Annotated in this window: 16 protein-coding genes; 10 read left to right on the plus strand and 6 right to left on the minus strand. The window is 61.9% G+C overall.

From position 1 onward, the window contains the following. The first annotated feature begins 161 nt into the window (after window positions 1–161). On the plus strand, window positions 162–1,013 hold the full coding sequence (speE, locus tag ACZK29_RS20405; protein ID WP_005414731.1) for a polyamine aminopropyltransferase: 852 nt from the start codon (window positions 162–164) through the stop codon (window positions 1,011–1,013). Between the two features lie 113 nt (window positions 1,014–1,126). Here speE and ACZK29_RS20410 read toward each other — a convergent pair whose 3' ends face one another. Continuing rightward, window positions 1,127–2,035, minus strand: a complete 909-nt coding sequence (locus ACZK29_RS20410; protein WP_478446419.1) for an aspartyl/asparaginyl beta-hydroxylase domain-containing protein — start codon at window positions 2,033–2,035, stop codon at window positions 1,127–1,129. 434 nt (window positions 2,036–2,469) lie between these two features. Between ACZK29_RS20410 and ACZK29_RS20415 the strand changes: the two genes are divergently transcribed. Both ACZK29_RS20415 and ACZK29_RS20420 read left to right on the plus strand, forming a co-directional pair. After that, on the plus strand, window positions 2,470–3,129 hold the full coding sequence (locus tag ACZK29_RS20415; protein WP_478446420.1) for an RIO1 family regulatory kinase/ATPase domain-containing protein: 660 nt from the start codon (window positions 2,470–2,472) through the stop codon (window positions 3,127–3,129). 118 nt (window positions 3,130–3,247) lie between these two features. Then, window positions 3,248–3,895 carry a hypothetical protein gene (locus ACZK29_RS20420; RefSeq protein WP_459047294.1) on the plus strand — a complete coding sequence of 216 codons (648 nt, stop codon included), beginning with the start codon at window positions 3,248–3,250 and terminating at the stop codon, window positions 3,893–3,895. A 184-nt stretch (window positions 3,896–4,079) separates the two neighbouring features. Here the strand turns inward: ACZK29_RS20420 and ACZK29_RS20425 are convergent, their stop codons facing one another. Continuing rightward, window positions 4,080–4,418 (minus strand): P-II family nitrogen regulator, encoded by a 339-nt coding sequence (locus tag ACZK29_RS20425; RefSeq protein ID WP_005411374.1) that lies wholly within the window; start codon window positions 4,416–4,418, stop codon window positions 4,080–4,082. 155 nt (window positions 4,419–4,573) lie between these two features. Here ACZK29_RS20425 and ubiK point away from each other — a divergent pair, with 155 nt between their 5' ends. Together ubiK and arr are read left to right on the plus strand one after the other, a co-directional pair. Beyond that, window positions 4,574–4,825, plus strand: coding sequence for a ubiquinone biosynthesis accessory factor UbiK (gene ubiK / locus ACZK29_RS20430; protein ID WP_111173515.1), 252 nt, complete (start codon window positions 4,574–4,576; stop codon window positions 4,823–4,825). Between the two features lie 126 nt (window positions 4,826–4,951). Continuing rightward, the gene (gene arr / locus ACZK29_RS20435) at window positions 4,952–5,386 is read left to right on the plus strand and encodes an NAD(+)--rifampin ADP-ribosyltransferase (protein WP_212561933.1); all 435 of its coding nucleotides are present in this window, start codon (window positions 4,952–4,954) and stop codon (window positions 5,384–5,386) included. Between the two features lie 4 nt (window positions 5,387–5,390). Here arr and ACZK29_RS20440 read toward each other — a convergent pair whose 3' ends face one another. Together ACZK29_RS20440 and ACZK29_RS20445 are read right to left on the minus strand one after the other, a co-directional pair. Beyond that, the gene (locus tag ACZK29_RS20440) at window positions 5,391–5,825 is read right to left on the minus strand and encodes a DUF4279 domain-containing protein (RefSeq protein ID WP_478446422.1); all 435 of its coding nucleotides are present in this window, start codon (window positions 5,823–5,825) and stop codon (window positions 5,391–5,393) included. A 254-nt stretch (window positions 5,826–6,079) separates the two neighbouring features. Continuing rightward, window positions 6,080–6,760, minus strand: coding sequence for a RipA family octameric membrane protein (locus ACZK29_RS20445; RefSeq protein WP_478446423.1), 681 nt, complete (start codon window positions 6,758–6,760; stop codon window positions 6,080–6,082). Window positions 6,761–6,971: 211 nt separating this feature from the next. Between ACZK29_RS20445 and ACZK29_RS20450 the strand changes: the two genes are divergently transcribed. Beyond that, window positions 6,972–7,241 (plus strand): hypothetical protein, encoded by a 270-nt coding sequence (locus tag ACZK29_RS20450; RefSeq protein WP_478446424.1) that lies wholly within the window; start codon window positions 6,972–6,974, stop codon window positions 7,239–7,241. Between the two features lie 384 nt (window positions 7,242–7,625). Next, on the plus strand, window positions 7,626–8,528 hold the full coding sequence (locus ACZK29_RS20455) for a restriction endonuclease (RefSeq protein WP_478446425.1): 903 nt from the start codon (window positions 7,626–7,628) through the stop codon (window positions 8,526–8,528). A 107-nt stretch (window positions 8,529–8,635) separates the two neighbouring features. Here ACZK29_RS20455 and ACZK29_RS20460 read toward each other — a convergent pair whose 3' ends face one another. Then, window positions 8,636–9,238 carry a DUF998 domain-containing protein gene (locus ACZK29_RS20460; protein ID WP_478446426.1) on the minus strand — a complete coding sequence of 201 codons (603 nt, stop codon included), beginning with the start codon at window positions 9,236–9,238 and terminating at the stop codon, window positions 8,636–8,638. A gap of 627 nt (window positions 9,239–9,865) precedes the next feature. On the opposite strand from ACZK29_RS20460, the gene ACZK29_RS20465 reads away from it, so the two are divergent. Then, complete coding sequence (locus ACZK29_RS20465) at window positions 9,866–10,222, plus strand: hypothetical protein (RefSeq protein ID WP_021201939.1); 357 nt, start codon at window positions 9,866–9,868, stop codon at window positions 10,220–10,222. A 45-nt stretch (window positions 10,223–10,267) separates the two neighbouring features. Further along, a complete protein-coding gene (locus ACZK29_RS20470; RefSeq protein ID WP_478446427.1) occupies window positions 10,268–10,798 on the plus strand; it encodes a cold-shock protein in 531 nt (176 codons plus the stop codon). Window positions 10,799–11,278: 480 nt separating this feature from the next. Here ACZK29_RS20470 and ACZK29_RS20475 read toward each other — a convergent pair whose 3' ends face one another. Further along, on the minus strand, window positions 11,279–12,094 hold the full coding sequence (locus ACZK29_RS20475; RefSeq protein WP_478446428.1) for a hypothetical protein: 816 nt from the start codon (window positions 12,092–12,094) through the stop codon (window positions 11,279–11,281). Window positions 12,095–12,328: 234 nt separating this feature from the next. On the opposite strand from ACZK29_RS20475, the gene ACZK29_RS20480 reads away from it, so the two are divergent. Beyond that, window positions 12,329–13,828 carry a YifB family Mg chelatase-like AAA ATPase gene (locus tag ACZK29_RS20480; protein WP_478446429.1) on the plus strand — a complete coding sequence of 500 codons (1,500 nt, stop codon included), beginning with the start codon at window positions 12,329–12,331 and terminating at the stop codon, window positions 13,826–13,828. Window positions 13,829–14,184: the final 356 nt, after the last annotated feature.

Consider the following 14,184-nt stretch of genomic DNA (forward strand, 5'->3'; position numbering starts at 1 on the left):
GGGCATGATAACGCCTATATGCCCACAGGTTCGTTATCATGCGCGCCCGCGCCCGTGACAGGTTCCAACCTGAACGGGCCGATCCGTCCGGATGTGGCATCTGTGCCACGCGGCCCCGCCCGCCAGCCCGGCTCCACCCCTCCGAACAGGACTGTTTTCCAATGACTGACAGCAACAACTGGTACATCGAACACTTCGAGCGCACCGGCTCGGCCATCGGCTACCGCATCACCGGCAAGCTGGACGAGGTGCAGTCGCCGTTCCAGAAGATCGAGATCTTCCAGACCACCGACTGGGGCAACCTGATGACCATCGACGGGGCCATCATGCTGACCAGCAAGGACAACTTCTTCTACCACGAGATGATCAGCCACCCGGTGCTGTTCACCCACGCCGCGCCCAAGCGCGTGGTGATCATCGGTGGCGGCGACTGCGGCACCCTGCGCGAAGTGCTCAAGCACACCGGCGTGGAGAGCGTGACCCAGTGCGATATCGACGAGCAGGTGACGGTGATGGCGCGCAAGCACTTCCCGGAACTGTGCGACTCCAACGACGACGCCCGCGCCGAGCTGCTGTTCGACGACGGCGTGGCCTACATGGCCAACTGCCCGGCCGGCAGCGTGGACGTGGTGATCGTGGACTCGACCGACCCGGTCGGCCCGGGCGAAGGCCTGTTCAACAAGGCCTTCTACGAGAGCTGCTTCAAGGCCCTGAAGGACGACGGCATCCTGGTGCAGCAGTCCGAGTCGCCGCTGATGCAGCTGGAGCTGATCAACGAGATGCGCGCCGAGATGGGCAAGGCCGGCTTCGGCTCGTTCAAGACCCTGCCGTTCCCGCAGCCGTGCTACCCCACCGGCTGGTGGAGCGTGACCATGGCGCGCAAGGGCGACAGCAGCTTCGACTTCCGCCAGGCCGACTCGGCCGCCAAGACCTTCAACACCCTGTACTACACCGCCGCGCTGCACACCGGCGTGCTGGTGACCCCGCCGTTCGTGCAGGCGGCGTTGAAGTAAGGCGTGCCGACCAACGGTCGGCACCTACCCAATGAAAAACCCGCGCTGGCGACAGCGCGGGTTTTTTCATGTTCCGGTAGTGCCGGCCGCTGGCCGGCAACCTCATGTAACGATCACAGCGCCCAGATACCGGCAATCACCGCCACCACCAGGCCCCACTTGATGACCTGGTAGGCCACCACGCTGCGCTCGCGCAGCGCCTTGGCCTTCAGGCGCACCTTGTACAGGCCACCGAACGCTTTGTTGACGCCACCGGTCGGGTCACCCGGCAGGTTCGGCGAGGCACCACCGGCCAGCAGCGTGGCCGCCACCGCACGGTTGAACAGGCCCGGCAGGCCAAAACGCAGCGGGCGGGCGATGTCGCAGAACAGGATCACGCGATCCTCCTGCGTCTCGTTGTGCGCATGGTGGATGTAGGTCTCGTCGAACATCATCCACTCGCCATCGCGCCAGCTCTTCTTGATGCCGTCCACTTCGATATAGCAGCCATCGTCGTTGGGCGTGGTCAGGCCCAGATGCAGGCGCAGCGAACCGGCGAACGGGTCGCGGTGCGGGCGCAGCTCGCTGCCCGGCGGCAGCTGCGCGAACATCGCCGCACGCACGTCCGGAATCGATTCGATCAGCGCCACGGTCTTCGGGCACAGCGTCTTCGCCGACGGGTGCGACGGGCCGTACCACTTCAGGTAGAAGCGCTTCCAGCCACGGCGGAAGAACGAGTTGAAACCCGCATCGTTGAAGCTGCTGGAAGCAGCGATCTTCTGCGCATCGCGCAGCGCCAACGCCTCGTCGCGGATCATCTGCCAGTTCTGGCGCAGCGGTTCCAGCTGTGGGAACTCCTTGCCCGGGTCCAGGAACGGCGTGGTCGGCACCCTCGAGAACATGTACATGACCACGTTGATCGGGGCCATGAAACTGGAATGGTCCAGCAGCTGGCGCGACCAGCGCGCACGGACCTTGCCACGGAAGTGGATGTACAGCACGCAGGCCACGAACAGCACTGCCAGTACGATCTTGATAGTCAAAGCACTTTCCTCCAGCCGCAGCCGGATCGGGAAACGGGGGCGATGCACGGCCAGGCGGCCAGCACCGGTGGGGAACGCGGCAGGGGACGGGGACGTGCCATGGAGGGGCGGCCGCCGATGTCGCGAATTAACAGCTTATGGTCGGCAGGCCGTGCGCCGGGGTCAAGCCGGACGTGCGCGACGTTCAGCGGGCCGCGGATGAACGAAGCACCGCGACACCCAACTTATTGATTCTGAAAGAACCGCCCACCAAATGAGACAGAATTGTCCGATTGGGTGCGACGAACTGTTCCAGCCACGAGCCCGACATTTCTCCGACAAATCGTGGAATAGCGAACTGGCCAGTACTAAAATTAACGAAAACTTAGTAACTCTCTGTAACACCGGTTCGCTTGACGCTTTGCGCCACCCACCGGGTCGTCCGAGACCCCGACATGTATCTTCCTGCTCTGCCCCCCTCTTCCTGCTGCGATGATGCCGCAGCACCGCTGCTGCTCAAGCGCGGCGAACGTTTCCTGGCCCCCGACGTCTACCGCACCTGCCTGGACGGGCGCGAGGCGGTCATCAAGGACTATTCCCGCTACCGTGGCACCCCCGTTTCACTGATCGCGCGACTGATGGTCCGCCGCGAGGCGCGCATGCTGCAGCGCCTGGGCGGCTGGAAGCACGCCCCGGCCCTGCTCGGCACCCTCGGTGGCCTGGCGCTGGGCATGGAATTCATTCCCGGCCAGACGCTCAGCAGCGCACAGGCCGTGGGCAATGAAGTGTTCGAGCAGCTGCAGCACGCGCTCAGCCGCCTGCACGCCGCCGGCATCACCCACAACGACCTGCATGGCACCAACGTGGTGGTCAGCGGCGGCGTGCCGGTGCTGCTGGACTTCACCTCGGCCTGGCGCGCCCCGCGCTGGCTGCGCCGCAACCCGCTGAGCCGGCAGATGCGCCGCAGCGACATGAAGAACCTGCTGAAGATCCGCCAGCGCGTGACCGGCCAAGCGCCGAGTGCCGCGCAGGCCGCACTGGTGGCCGACCCGGGCTGGGTGGCGGCGGTGCGGCAGGGCTGGAAGCGGTTCTACAAGTGGGCCAAGCGCCGGTAGGCGCTGTTCGCCCCTGCATTGCTTGCGCGACTGCCGTTTGCCCCTGCATTTGCCCGGGGTCACACGCCCGATTTGCTCTGCGATACTCGTCGGCACGCCACTCGCAAGGACGCTGGGGATGCCGACACCTGAACACACCCGCCTGCTGACTGCAGCCGCAAGATCCATACTGCGCCCCTTGGGCTGCGTGCAAAAGGGCCGTTCGCGCACCTGGCTTGACGACCAGGGCTGGTGGGTCGGGGTGGTCGAGTTCCAGCCTTCGGCATGGGACAGGGGCAGCTACCTCAATGTCGGCGCCTGCTGGCTCTGGGAAGAAAAGGACTACCTGTCCTTCGACGTGGGCGGCCGCGTTGCCGGATTCGAACGCTTCACCGAAACCGCCGAGTTTGCCTCGGCCGCACAGGTACTGGCCAAGCAGGCCGCAGCCGAGGTACTGGCCCTGCGTGACCGCTTTCCCACCCCGGGGCGCGTGCGTACATTGATGAGTCATCACCCCAAACCGGGCATCCGCGAACACATCCATGCGGGCATCACTGCCGGGCTGGCGGGCGCTTACGACGAGGGTCGCAGGCACTTGGCACTGGCCGCTACGGAGACCCACCCAGCGCCATGGGTCGATGTGCTGAAGCAACGCTGTGCCGAACTCATGCCGCTGCTACAACGTGATGGCGGCTTCGAGGCAGAGATCGCCGCCACCGTGACGCGCACCCGCCGCGCGCTCGGTCTACCGGAGTGGCGGTCGCCCCCCCTCATTCCGCCGGGTTGATCACACTGGGAGGGCACTTCGTCGCACACGGGTGTTCGCGCCGCCCGATTCCGGTCGTAGAGTCGAGCTTGCTCGACCGCTTTACCGCTCTTTGTAGAGCCGAGCCCACGCTCGGCGGCTGTTCCTGCATCACGCGAAATGCAGCCGAGCATAGGCTCGGCGCTACAACATCCCGCCGAACGGGTTACAACGCGTCCGCGTCCAACTCACCGGTACGGATACGCACCACGCTGCCCAGGTCGTACACGAACACCTTGCCGTCACCAATCTTGCCGGTGCCAGCGGCCTTCACGATGGCCTCAACCACCGCCTCCACCTGGTCATCGGTCACCGCCACTTCCAGCTTCACCTTCGGCAGGAAATCGACCACATACTCCGCGCCGCGGTACAGCTCGGTATGGCCTTTCTGGCGACCAAAGCCCTTCACTTCCGTCACCGTGATCCCGGTGACCCCACGCTCGGCCAGCGCTTCGCGCACGTCGTCGAGCTTGAACGGCTTGATCACCGCCATGACCATCTTCATCGTCTATCTCCTGTCTTCCGGCGTGGAGGATAGCGCCTGAACGCGGCCCGTGCGAAGCCGCTGCCGCCTGTCCGGGCAGTGGGTGCCAGCAGTATCCTTGTGCGCGAACGGCCTGCCCGCGCCGGATGCACGGGCCCCCCCCCACGGAGCACCCCATGATCGACCTGAACCAAATCGATGACCTCGCCCGTCGCCTCAGCGACCTGGTGCCGCCGGGCCTGCGCGAATCGCGCGAGGAACTGCAGGCCACCTTCAAGAGCGCGCTGCAGGCCGGCTTGGCCAAGCTCGACCTGGTCACCCGCGAGGAGTTCGAAGTGCAGCGCGCCGTGCTGCTGAAGACCCGCGAAAAGCTGGACGCGCTGGAAACGGCCGTGCGCGAGCTGGAAGGGCGCAGCACCGCAGAATGAAAAAAGGAGGCGCACTGCGCCTCCCGTTTACAGATTATTTCCCGGATGGAGCCTTGCAGCAAGGCCCACCGAGCGCCCTAGACTCGCCGGCCTGTCGATCCGGCAGGACACGCAAGGGCAGCAGCGATGGCGCAGGACACTGAATGGACACCCGTTTCGCATGACACCTGCGACCAGGTCGCCGGGCCGTTCTATCACGGCACCCGCGCTGACCTCGCGGTGGGCGAACTGCTGAGCGCAGGCTTCCGCTCCAACTATCGCGACAGTGTGGTGATGAACCACATCTACTTCACCACCATTGCCAAGGGCGCCGGGCTGGCTGCGGAGATGGCCCGCGGTGAGGGGCGGCCGCGCGTGTATGTGGTGGAGCCGACCGGGCCGTTTGAAGACGATCCGAACGTGACCAACAAGAAGTTTCCCGGGAACCCGACGCGGTCGTATCGGAGCGCGCAGCCGTTGCGAGTGGTTGGGGAGATTGCAGAGTGGGAAGCCTACGACGCGGAGTTCGTTCGGCAGTTGAAGGCGTTTGTTGCTTCGGGGAGTGGGGAGATCATCAATTGATGACCTACTGGCGTTGGGCGTTGCGCACTTCTTCATCGGCTTCATAGATGTCCAGCCCGAGCTCAATGCCACGCTCTCCCAAAGCGAGCAGCACGCGGGGCGAAAGCGAGACACCGTCATTGCTGCTGCACATGAAAAGACCGCAGAAAAGGTCAGGCCGGAACCGTGCCAATGACTGCCATACGGCGAGATCGCCGGTGAGCTGATCGAGGATCTCGAAGATCTGAGCCTCCAGATCTTCAGGCTCACGCCGGAGGGCGCTGAGTCGCCAGCTTCCGGTCCTGGCATTACGCACGGCGCCGGGTTGGCTGCCTGTGAGTTGCTGGCCCTTGTGATGCGCGGCGGTTGGATTCGCGCCGAGCATGGCAGTGATCTCGTCTGGAATGATGTCATCCCCGAAGAACCGGAGGGTTACCAGGGAATGATCGAATGCTGTCATTGAAGCTCGATTGCGCCGTTGGGAATTCCTATCATCCTGCATGCCTCTTTGATGTCAGCTAAGGGCCGACAGCAGACACGCAGTGAGCGTGGCGCCCGCCTACCGCATTGTACGGCGACTAGTCTTCCCCAAGACACATGATCGTAGTGTGCGATTTTCACTGCTTGTGACTTTTTTACTCACCAAAACCATCAACACCCACCTTTCGCTGTACTACTCGACGTCCTCGAAGCGGCGTCGAATTGAATGATTGGTTAGGCCTCATTGTTGATTGCTGATGTGCGGATCGTGCCTCTGTGCCAGTAGCCGCCTTGGTAGGTTCTGCCGTACTTCGCGATCATGGCGCATGCCGATATGGCTGCAGATACCTCAGAAGTATACAGCCAGTTTATTGAAAATCTTACCGAAAAACATGGAAGTGAATGGAAAAGAAGAATCACCCAGATCACAACCATGAACAGACTGATGATTTGGTTGATCTTTGAAACTGAGAATGCAGAAGGACCGGTGAATGCGTGGTCGATCCATTCTCTTGTGCCTTCAGGTGGTCGACGCGTAAGCACCACCTTGTAAAGTGGGCCAGTGACAGGATCTTCAAGCATGTCAACGTGATTCTCCCAATTTTCTTGCCAATGCTTGCTCCCGCGATTTGCAAGCAACCATGAGAAAGAGAAGACAAGGCCTAGACAAGACAGCAAAACAGACAAATGCTCTTTACTGGGTGAATTAGATGCCTGAATTGCGATGAAGCCAGCTAACGACGCGCCAATGAAAGTCCAAAAATAGCTAGCTCGCTTCCAGTATAGTTCGATCTCAAACTTGCGCGTGCCAAGCGCATGCTCCAAAGCAACAGCCCGAACTGACCTGCTGTCAAGCGAATTTCTCTTAGAGAATCGTTGTTTGTATTGCTTATCTGAAAACGACCGAGTTGGCATATAACACCTAGAATATGAAGTAAGTCGAGCCGCGGAGTGGAGCCGGCTTGAATTAATTTTTAGACACCTATTCGACGAACTTGTATCGTGCTCGTTCGTCGCAGAGCAGATCCCATTCCGCCCTACTTATGATCCTAGCTGACCAGCCGTAGTATCCCCATGCAACACACAAATCACTTTGCCAGCATTCATCGCAGATCAGGCAATCAGGATGAACACTATTATTGATGACGTCTTGACAAACGTCCTTCAAGCTTCTTGGGTTGTTGCAATAGCAATTGAACTTCGAATCACGCTTTCTGTCACGGAGCGGACCGACAAGGCGCTGATAAACCTTTGGACAAACCCTCTTGAGTCGCTGATTCACCGCATCAACAATGTCGATCCGATCTTTTGCGATGGCATTAATGCGAATACTGAGCAATTCCCGCTCTGTGTCATAGCGACCTTGATGTATTCGTGCCTCAAGGGAGCTCATTGATCCTCCATAGCCGCCCAGCTTCCTAAAAGACCGACCTGTTGTCCGGCTATGCGACGCGCTCACAGAGCACCACATAGCGGCCTTGCCCTTCATACCTCTCGATATTAGGCTGGACGCACTAGGCAAACAAGCCGACGTATGCCCGGGCCCAGAAATAATGCTGAGGCCCTCATCAGTTCTCAGCCCGCAGGCAGAACTACGTCAAAATCGGGTCGCACCACGCCCAACTTCCAAGCCAGGGCGATTCAGTCAACAATGTAGTCTCCTACTCACGCGCAAACCGATGGGCAAGCCCAGCGGTCCAATCTCACTATGTCGACATCAAAGTCTAGTAACTCCACACTCACCTTCACTCGCACGGTTCACCCCATCCAATTCAACAACTTGTCGGGTCGCGACTTCGAGCGCATGGTCTTCGCAACGCTCTTTCGTATGCGGGCATGGCGATCGCTGAACTGGAACGGGCAAGCCGGCGGCGACAAGGGGCGCGACATCATCGGCGTCTGCGAGGATGAACATGGCAACGAGGTCACTGTCGTGGTCGCATGTGCGAACTGGCAGAAGTTCACGTTGGTCAAAGCGGAGAAAGATATCGAGCGATTGACGAGCACGCAAGCTACGCCGCCCCATGAGGTCATCGTGATAGCCGGGGGAGGCGTGAGCGCCGAGACCAAGGAAAAGTGCGAAGCCTACGCAAACTCCAAGAAGATCAATATTTGCCAGGTGTGGTCTGGCCCGGAATTCGAGGAGCACATGAGATTTCACGCGCCGTCAGTCCTTAATCGCTTCTTCAATGGCGACGAGTTGCCCGACGACGAAATGCAGCTTCGCCAGTTCATGCTAGAGCTCGATCCCGCGACCGAGAAGGAGGCCGGTTTACTTGTCGCGCGGCTGTTCAACCGGCCTGCTTTTCAAACGCCAATCCGCTGCGAGAGCTCCATGCCGGCATTCAGGCATGCCATCGGGGACACGATTGGAGCTCTTAACACCGGCATTTGGCGCGATCGTGAAGGGGCGATCATTTCGCGGGTGCCGCCAAGCCACGTCTTCCCGGACGCGCGTGTCTCGAGCGGACTCGCGAATTGCTCGAAGAAACTCAACAAGCTGCGTATGACGCTCGACGAAGGCATTAACGCGAACGCAATTCGGCCCTGTGGCTGCAAGAACCCGCTTTGCAGGACTCACATGATTGATCCGCCTTACGATAAGCGGCTCGAGCAGGAGCGAGACGATGCGCTTCGACAGGCCTCCGATGCTCTCTCCCTGCTGGGCGTTCAGCAATTCTGACCAAGCGCCTGCGTGGCGAGGTCGGAGAGGCTGAACAAGTTGATACCGCCGGCCCTCCTCTACTTCAAGCGCTCAACAGCCGTCCATGGCCCTGTCGTACCGTCCCATCAATGCGCAGGCTGCGCCTTCAGCGCACTTGAACCCCTGCGCAGCAGGTACAACGCAACCAGGAATGGCCACAGCGAGTTGATCGACGAGAACACGCGCTGGGTCAGCCCCCTGAACCCCTCCGGGTCCGCTCCCACCACGCTCAACCAGAGATAGACGATGCTCGCGATGCTCACCATAGCAGTCACGGCGTACGCCCTTCGGTTGGAAGACCACGCGCTCAATTCGATGTGCGACATCGCCGGTGCAATGATGTTTGCGATGCCAATGGTGTAGAAGCCGTGCATCGGATGGCCCATGGGCCAGAGCCCGTTGGTCAGCATGGAGATGCCAAAGATCATCCAGCAGATCGCGCCCAAGGCAATCCGGCGGCCGGACTCCCGCCATACCCCAATGGCAAACGCCACGAATCCCACGCCGGAGCCGATGGCGGCGATCCTGCCGCAGATGCTTGCAAGCATTGGCGCCTGCAGCAGCTCGCTGGCGTGCTGTGCAAGCGGGTTGTAGCCCGGCGCGAATACGGCGGCAACACTGGTCCAGAACAGGAACCACGGAAGCGGGAGCAGACCCGCAGACAGAAGAAGTCGATTGCGGCGTAACACGTACAGTGATCCTCGTAGCGGCCTGCGCCAGTGGGTGGAGTCCGTTCAAACGCCGCAGAACCTTCCTGCTGCGGGCAGATCAGTTCCGAGTGACTACAGTGGTAGTCAGATTCTGCGCGGCGCCTCGTGGGGTCAATAGGCAGAAAGTCACTCACGCATGGAGGCGATATACGCGGCACCCATCAGCGGCCGTCGGACCAATGTTGTCGCATTTGCCGCTCCCTGCGTCTCTGGCGGAAGGTTCTGACGACTCCGTCCCAGAAGTGCCGCTGCGCCAAGCACGCCAAGGCTCTCGCCGCTTTCCTCGCTATGCGACAATGCCAAAAGCGTCTCGGGTTTTGGCGGAATTGACCCCTACCCGTTGGCATTCCGAACAACAGCAGGTAATCGTTACTGCGCCACCGTGCATCGGTGGTCGGGACTCGAAAGCCCGTTTTGTTGGGAAGTAGTTTGCGCTTGCCAGCCGGCACCACCGCGCGTGGTGCCGGCTGGCAATCCGTCTGCCGGCTATGGCGGGCGGGGCGTGGGGGTCCTGTACCCGCCGGTTCCCAACATCCGGTTTTCGAGCCACGCTCTGCCCGCCACCTTTATCGGTGGCGGCGTCCGCCTGCATGCACGGAGCCCGCCATGACCACACCGCACTCCCCGCCCCCGCGCCCGATCCAGGAAGCGCCGTCACCCGCGCCCGCGCTGGACCCCAACAGCCTCATCGCCATCCTGCACGCCATCGGTGCGGGCGCTGCGGCCGACGGCCAGCCCTGGCCCGAGCGGCACCATCTACGCAGCCGGCAGATGGCGTTGTCCGACGCCGACTGCGCACTCACCGGCCAGCGCATCGTGCAGGAGATCCTGCTGGCGGCCGAGCGCACGCGCCAGAACGGTGAGCCGGAGCAGTACGTCGGCGACCGGGTGATGGAGGGGCTGGTGATGGCCGATCTCGCGCTGACCGCCTTCATCCACGAGCGGATGCGACCCAAGGACTGAGCGCGCTTATGGCGCGAAGTTTTTTGCCTGTGTGCGGGGTGACGAATGAAGATGCACGGCCTTGCCGCTGCAGCGGCGTGCATCGCGGTGATTGGCGCGATGTGGGTGGAGTGGCCCGAGCCCACTGGCGATCAGGTGTGGGCCTACCAGAAGCTGCAGCCGGCCGATTACCGCCTGCTGCACAGTGATGCGCGCGGCTTCGTGAGCGCGAAAGCCCACGAGGGATTTGAACTGCACGCGCGCCATGCCAGCGCAACGTCCTTCGAGATCCGGTGCAAGGGCGTGCTGGTGATGGACGTGGAGAATGCGCCCTCGCGCGTGCTGATCCGCATGCCTGCCGATGCACGCTGGCGGGCGCCGGACATCGAGCGTCTGCGCACCAGCTTCGAGCGCTGGCTGGATCTGCATCAGAGCCAGGGGCGGTTGCTGGTGGAAAGTGCGGGGCCTTCGTGGGTTGAGGCGCGGTTTGGGCGCTTCAATGGGCTGGTGCTGGATGAGCAGCGGTGTCTGCTTGGGGCGCCCGGCATCCGCCAGCCCGATCCCACCAACGACTTCAGCGCTGAAGTGCCTTCGTAGGCTGACGCTCACAGTTGCGCTGCGCCTGCACCGCAAGGGGCCGCCCGATGCTCGATCATCAAGGACGGCGCCAACGTCAGGGGCGGTCTGTACTGATGGAAACCGAGCCGTCATCCAGCAGGTGGACGTTTACATATGCGTCTGGCGGAGGTATCCGATCGATCGACGCCCCTGCGGGGAGAATGTCCCAACTGGTGATCGGGCCGCAGACTGTCCTATGCACCAATCGGCGGCTATCCAACCCTCGCTTGGCAAGCTCGACCATAACTACTTCTGGAGGGTGGCGGTCAAAGCCCTTGTAGGCGGTGCACGTCTCTCCCGTCTGACCAATGGGATACGTTGAACTCTCCACCTCATCCCGGCACCCCGGCAGGCCCATGGCGAGCGAGAGGGCCATCAGTAATCGAATGCACTGCATTTCAGCTCGCTCCTTTCCTTTACTGCCCTGTTGTACACCTTCTCTGTAGAACCTCCTGGAACCTATTCTGGCGCGGCACAAGGCCATAGCTTAGCTCCCCTCAGCTTGGCCGACTGAATCACCGCGACCACATCCCGCCTGATGAGAATGGCGTTGGAAGACTGGTGGCCCGCTCCAAAGAACTGCTCGCTGCGGAAGATGGGAAGGTCTGGATTGCCAACTGGCGCTGGCAAGAATCCTCGCTCTGGGCCTGTGTAGCGAGCGCGCCCGCATTTCGGACAGCGAACCCCCAAGTCCTCATCCATCTGCAATGCCACGCTCGTGTCAGCACGTAGCTGCACGACGTGATCAAGAACACTCCCCTTGGGGTCCTCAACCGGCCACGTCTCAATGCCAAGTGGAGCAAGATGCACTTGCCAAACGTCCTTTTGCATGAAGATCGCATCTTCAACCCAGAACAGTTTGAGGAATGCGTTACGCCCCCACTTCAATGACTTCCGCACACGGAAAGGCGCATTCTGGACAGCCCATGCTCCGCACTCGTCACAGTATTTCGAAGTGTCGTAGGTTTGAGCCCGAAAGCCAAAATCGTCTTCCGGCTGAGGATACCCATTTGCATGCGTAACCTGCAGCTCACAGTAATCAGCAGCGGCAATCTCTGTGGCCGAAAAATCCGTCGTTACAAGGAAGGAGCCGCCCCAGTCCCTGATCAGCGAGGAAACGCCCGCCCATTCTGGAGCCCCTTCCGTCGAATGGACGACACCAATAATGCACTCCCCACTGAAGTCAGATGGCGGATCAACAGTGGCACCGATCTGCTCGAGCTTTAGCGCGCGCTTGGCTGTCCAGCGAAAGGTGAAGCGATACTCTATGTTCATGAACAAATTGACCTTAGAGGGCTGGTTGCTTAGAGAGGGACGGATAAGCGGCAAGACCGAGCTGATATGCCTGTAGCGTTTGAAGTTTGAGCAACCAAGGGTAATCTCGTTCCCCTGGTGGAGCACATCGTTGATTGTCTAGCCGAACTTCCTAGCCATTTCACCGGCATTCTCCGATGGCACTCTGCGGAACACCTGCCGCACCATCAAGCGTCTTTCTGCAGGAATCCACACATGAGCCTGGCGCTGGTCCACAGCCGTGCCCGCGTCGGGGTCGATGCCCCGCTGGTGCGGGTGGAAGTGCATCTCTCTGGTGGCCTGCCTGCCACCCAGATTGTCGGCCTTGCCGAGACCAGCGTGCGCGAATCGCGCGAGCGCGTGCGTGCCGCCCTGCTCTGTGCGCGCTTTGACTTCCCGCAGCGACGCATCACGTTGAACCTGGCACCTGCCGACCTGCCCAAGGAAGGCGGGCGTTACGACCTGGCCATCGCGCTGGGCATTCTGGCGGCCAGTGGCCAGGTCGATCCGCAATCGCTGCTGCAGTACGAGTTCCTGGGTGAGCTTGGCCTGACCGGTGAGCTGCGGCCGGTGGCCGGCGCGCTGCCGGCGGCGATTGCGGCGGCTGATGCCGGGCGCATCCTGGTGGTGCCGCCGGGCAATGCCGCCGAGGCGGCGCTGGCCGAGCACGCGGACGTGCGTGTGGCGCGGACGCTACTGGAATGCTGCGCCGGGCTGGGCAATCCGCGCCTGCTGCCACCCGTAGAGCGCGTGGACACGACGCCGTTGCCGCTGCCGGATCTGGCCGACGTACGCGGGCAGGCGCACGCTCGGCGCGCGTTGGAGGTCGCCGCAGCCGGTGGTCACCATCTTCTGCTGATCGGCAGCCCTGGCTGCGGCAAGACATTGCTGGCTTCACGCCTGCCCAGTCTGTTGCCGGACACCGAGGAAGCCGAGGCGCTGCAGCTTGCCGCGATTGCCTCGGTAAGCGGTGAAGGGCTGGATCCGCGCCGTTGGCGGCAACGGCCGTTCCGCTCTCCCCACCACAGTGCCAGTGCAGCGGCGCTGGTGGGCGGCGGCAATCCACCCTGTCCCGGCGAGATCTCGCTGGCCCATCACGGCGTGCTGTTCCTGGATGAGCTTCCAGAGTGGAACCGCAGTGCGTTGGAGACTCTGCGAGAGCCGCTGGAATCCGGCCACATCCGCATCGCCCGCGCGGCACGCAGCGTGCAGTATCCAGCGCGGTTCCAACTGGTGGCTGCGATGAACCCCTGCCCGTGTGGCTGGGCCGGTGACCGCAGCAACCGTTGCCTGTGCAGCGATGAACGGATCAACCGCTACCGCGCACGGGTGTCCGGTCCGTTGCTGGACCGTATCGACCTGCATATCAGTGTGGCGCGTATGGACGCAGTGGAGTTGCGGGAAAGCACGCCGCTGGGGGAGCCCAGTGCGGCGGTACGTGCACGGGTGGAAGCCGCTCATGCCAAGCAGCAGGTGCGTGGCGGGCTCAACGCGCATCTGCCGCCGGCGGCACTGCGGGCCTGTACCCGACTGAGCGAGGCAGATCAGGACATGCTGGAACAGGCCATCGAGCGCCTGCAGCTTTCCGCACGAGCAATGCACCGCATTCTGCGGGTGGCGCGCACGATTGCCGATCTGGCGGGTTGCGAGGTGATCCAGACGGCGCATCTGGCTGAAGCGATTGGCTATCGGCAGCTGGACCGGGGAAAGCCTTAGAAGCGCCGGTTGGAGAGGGCGTTGGTAGAGTCGACTGTTAGTCGACTCGCGCGCGAAGCGCGGTTTTCTGCGGAGCGGATGAGTAGAGCAGTCGACTGACAGTCGACTCTACCAACAGCGGGCCATGGCTGCGGATGGTGCGATTTGCGAAACGGTCCAGACCGCGCATATGGCGGAGGCAATTGGCTACCGGCAGTTGGATCGAGGGAACCTATGAACCTGATTGAGAGATTCGCCATGGAGCTGTGGTCATCACGCAAAAAAATACCCCGGCCGCGTGCCCAGAGGGACAGAGACGGTACCGGGGTGTACATGACCACAGTAACCCACAGGGGCAGCGCATTGCAATCGGCATC

This window comes from Stenotrophomonas sp. 89682_Sma (genome assembly GCF_056481405.1).

Excerpts from the sequence above, each read along its gene's own strand:
- speE (WP_005414731.1), top strand. The coding sequence starts at position 162 with ATGACTGACAGCAACAACTGGTACATCGAACACTTCGAGCGCACCGGC.
- ACZK29_RS20415 (WP_478446420.1), top strand. The coding sequence starts at position 2,470 with ATGTATCTTCCTGCTCTGCCCCCCTCTTCCTGCTGCGATGATGCCGCA.
- ACZK29_RS20420 (WP_459047294.1), top strand. The coding sequence starts at position 3,248 with ATGCCGACACCTGAACACACCCGCCTGCTGACTGCAGCCGCAAGATCC.
- ACZK29_RS20425 (WP_005411374.1), bottom strand. The coding sequence starts at position 4,418 with ATGAAGATGGTCATGGCGGTGATCAAGCCGTTCAAGCTCGACGACGTG.
- ubiK (WP_111173515.1), top strand. The coding sequence starts at position 4,574 with ATGATCGACCTGAACCAAATCGATGACCTCGCCCGTCGCCTCAGCGAC.
- arr (WP_212561933.1), top strand. The coding sequence starts at position 4,952 with ATGGCGCAGGACACTGAATGGACACCCGTTTCGCATGACACCTGCGAC.
- ACZK29_RS20440 (WP_478446422.1), bottom strand. The coding sequence starts at position 5,825 with ATGACAGCATTCGATCATTCCCTGGTAACCCTCCGGTTCTTCGGGGAT.
- ACZK29_RS20445 (WP_478446423.1), bottom strand. The coding sequence starts at position 6,760 with ATGCCAACTCGGTCGTTTTCAGATAAGCAATACAAACAACGATTCTCT.
- ACZK29_RS20450 (WP_478446424.1), top strand. The coding sequence starts at position 6,972 with ATGAACACTATTATTGATGACGTCTTGACAAACGTCCTTCAAGCTTCT.
- ACZK29_RS20465 (WP_021201939.1), top strand. The coding sequence starts at position 9,866 with ATGACCACACCGCACTCCCCGCCCCCGCGCCCGATCCAGGAAGCGCCG.
- ACZK29_RS20470 (WP_478446427.1), top strand. The coding sequence starts at position 10,268 with ATGAAGATGCACGGCCTTGCCGCTGCAGCGGCGTGCATCGCGGTGATT.
- ACZK29_RS20475 (WP_478446428.1), bottom strand. The coding sequence starts at position 12,094 with ATGAACATAGAGTATCGCTTCACCTTTCGCTGGACAGCCAAGCGCGCG.
- ACZK29_RS20480 (WP_478446429.1), top strand. The coding sequence starts at position 12,329 with ATGAGCCTGGCGCTGGTCCACAGCCGTGCCCGCGTCGGGGTCGATGCC.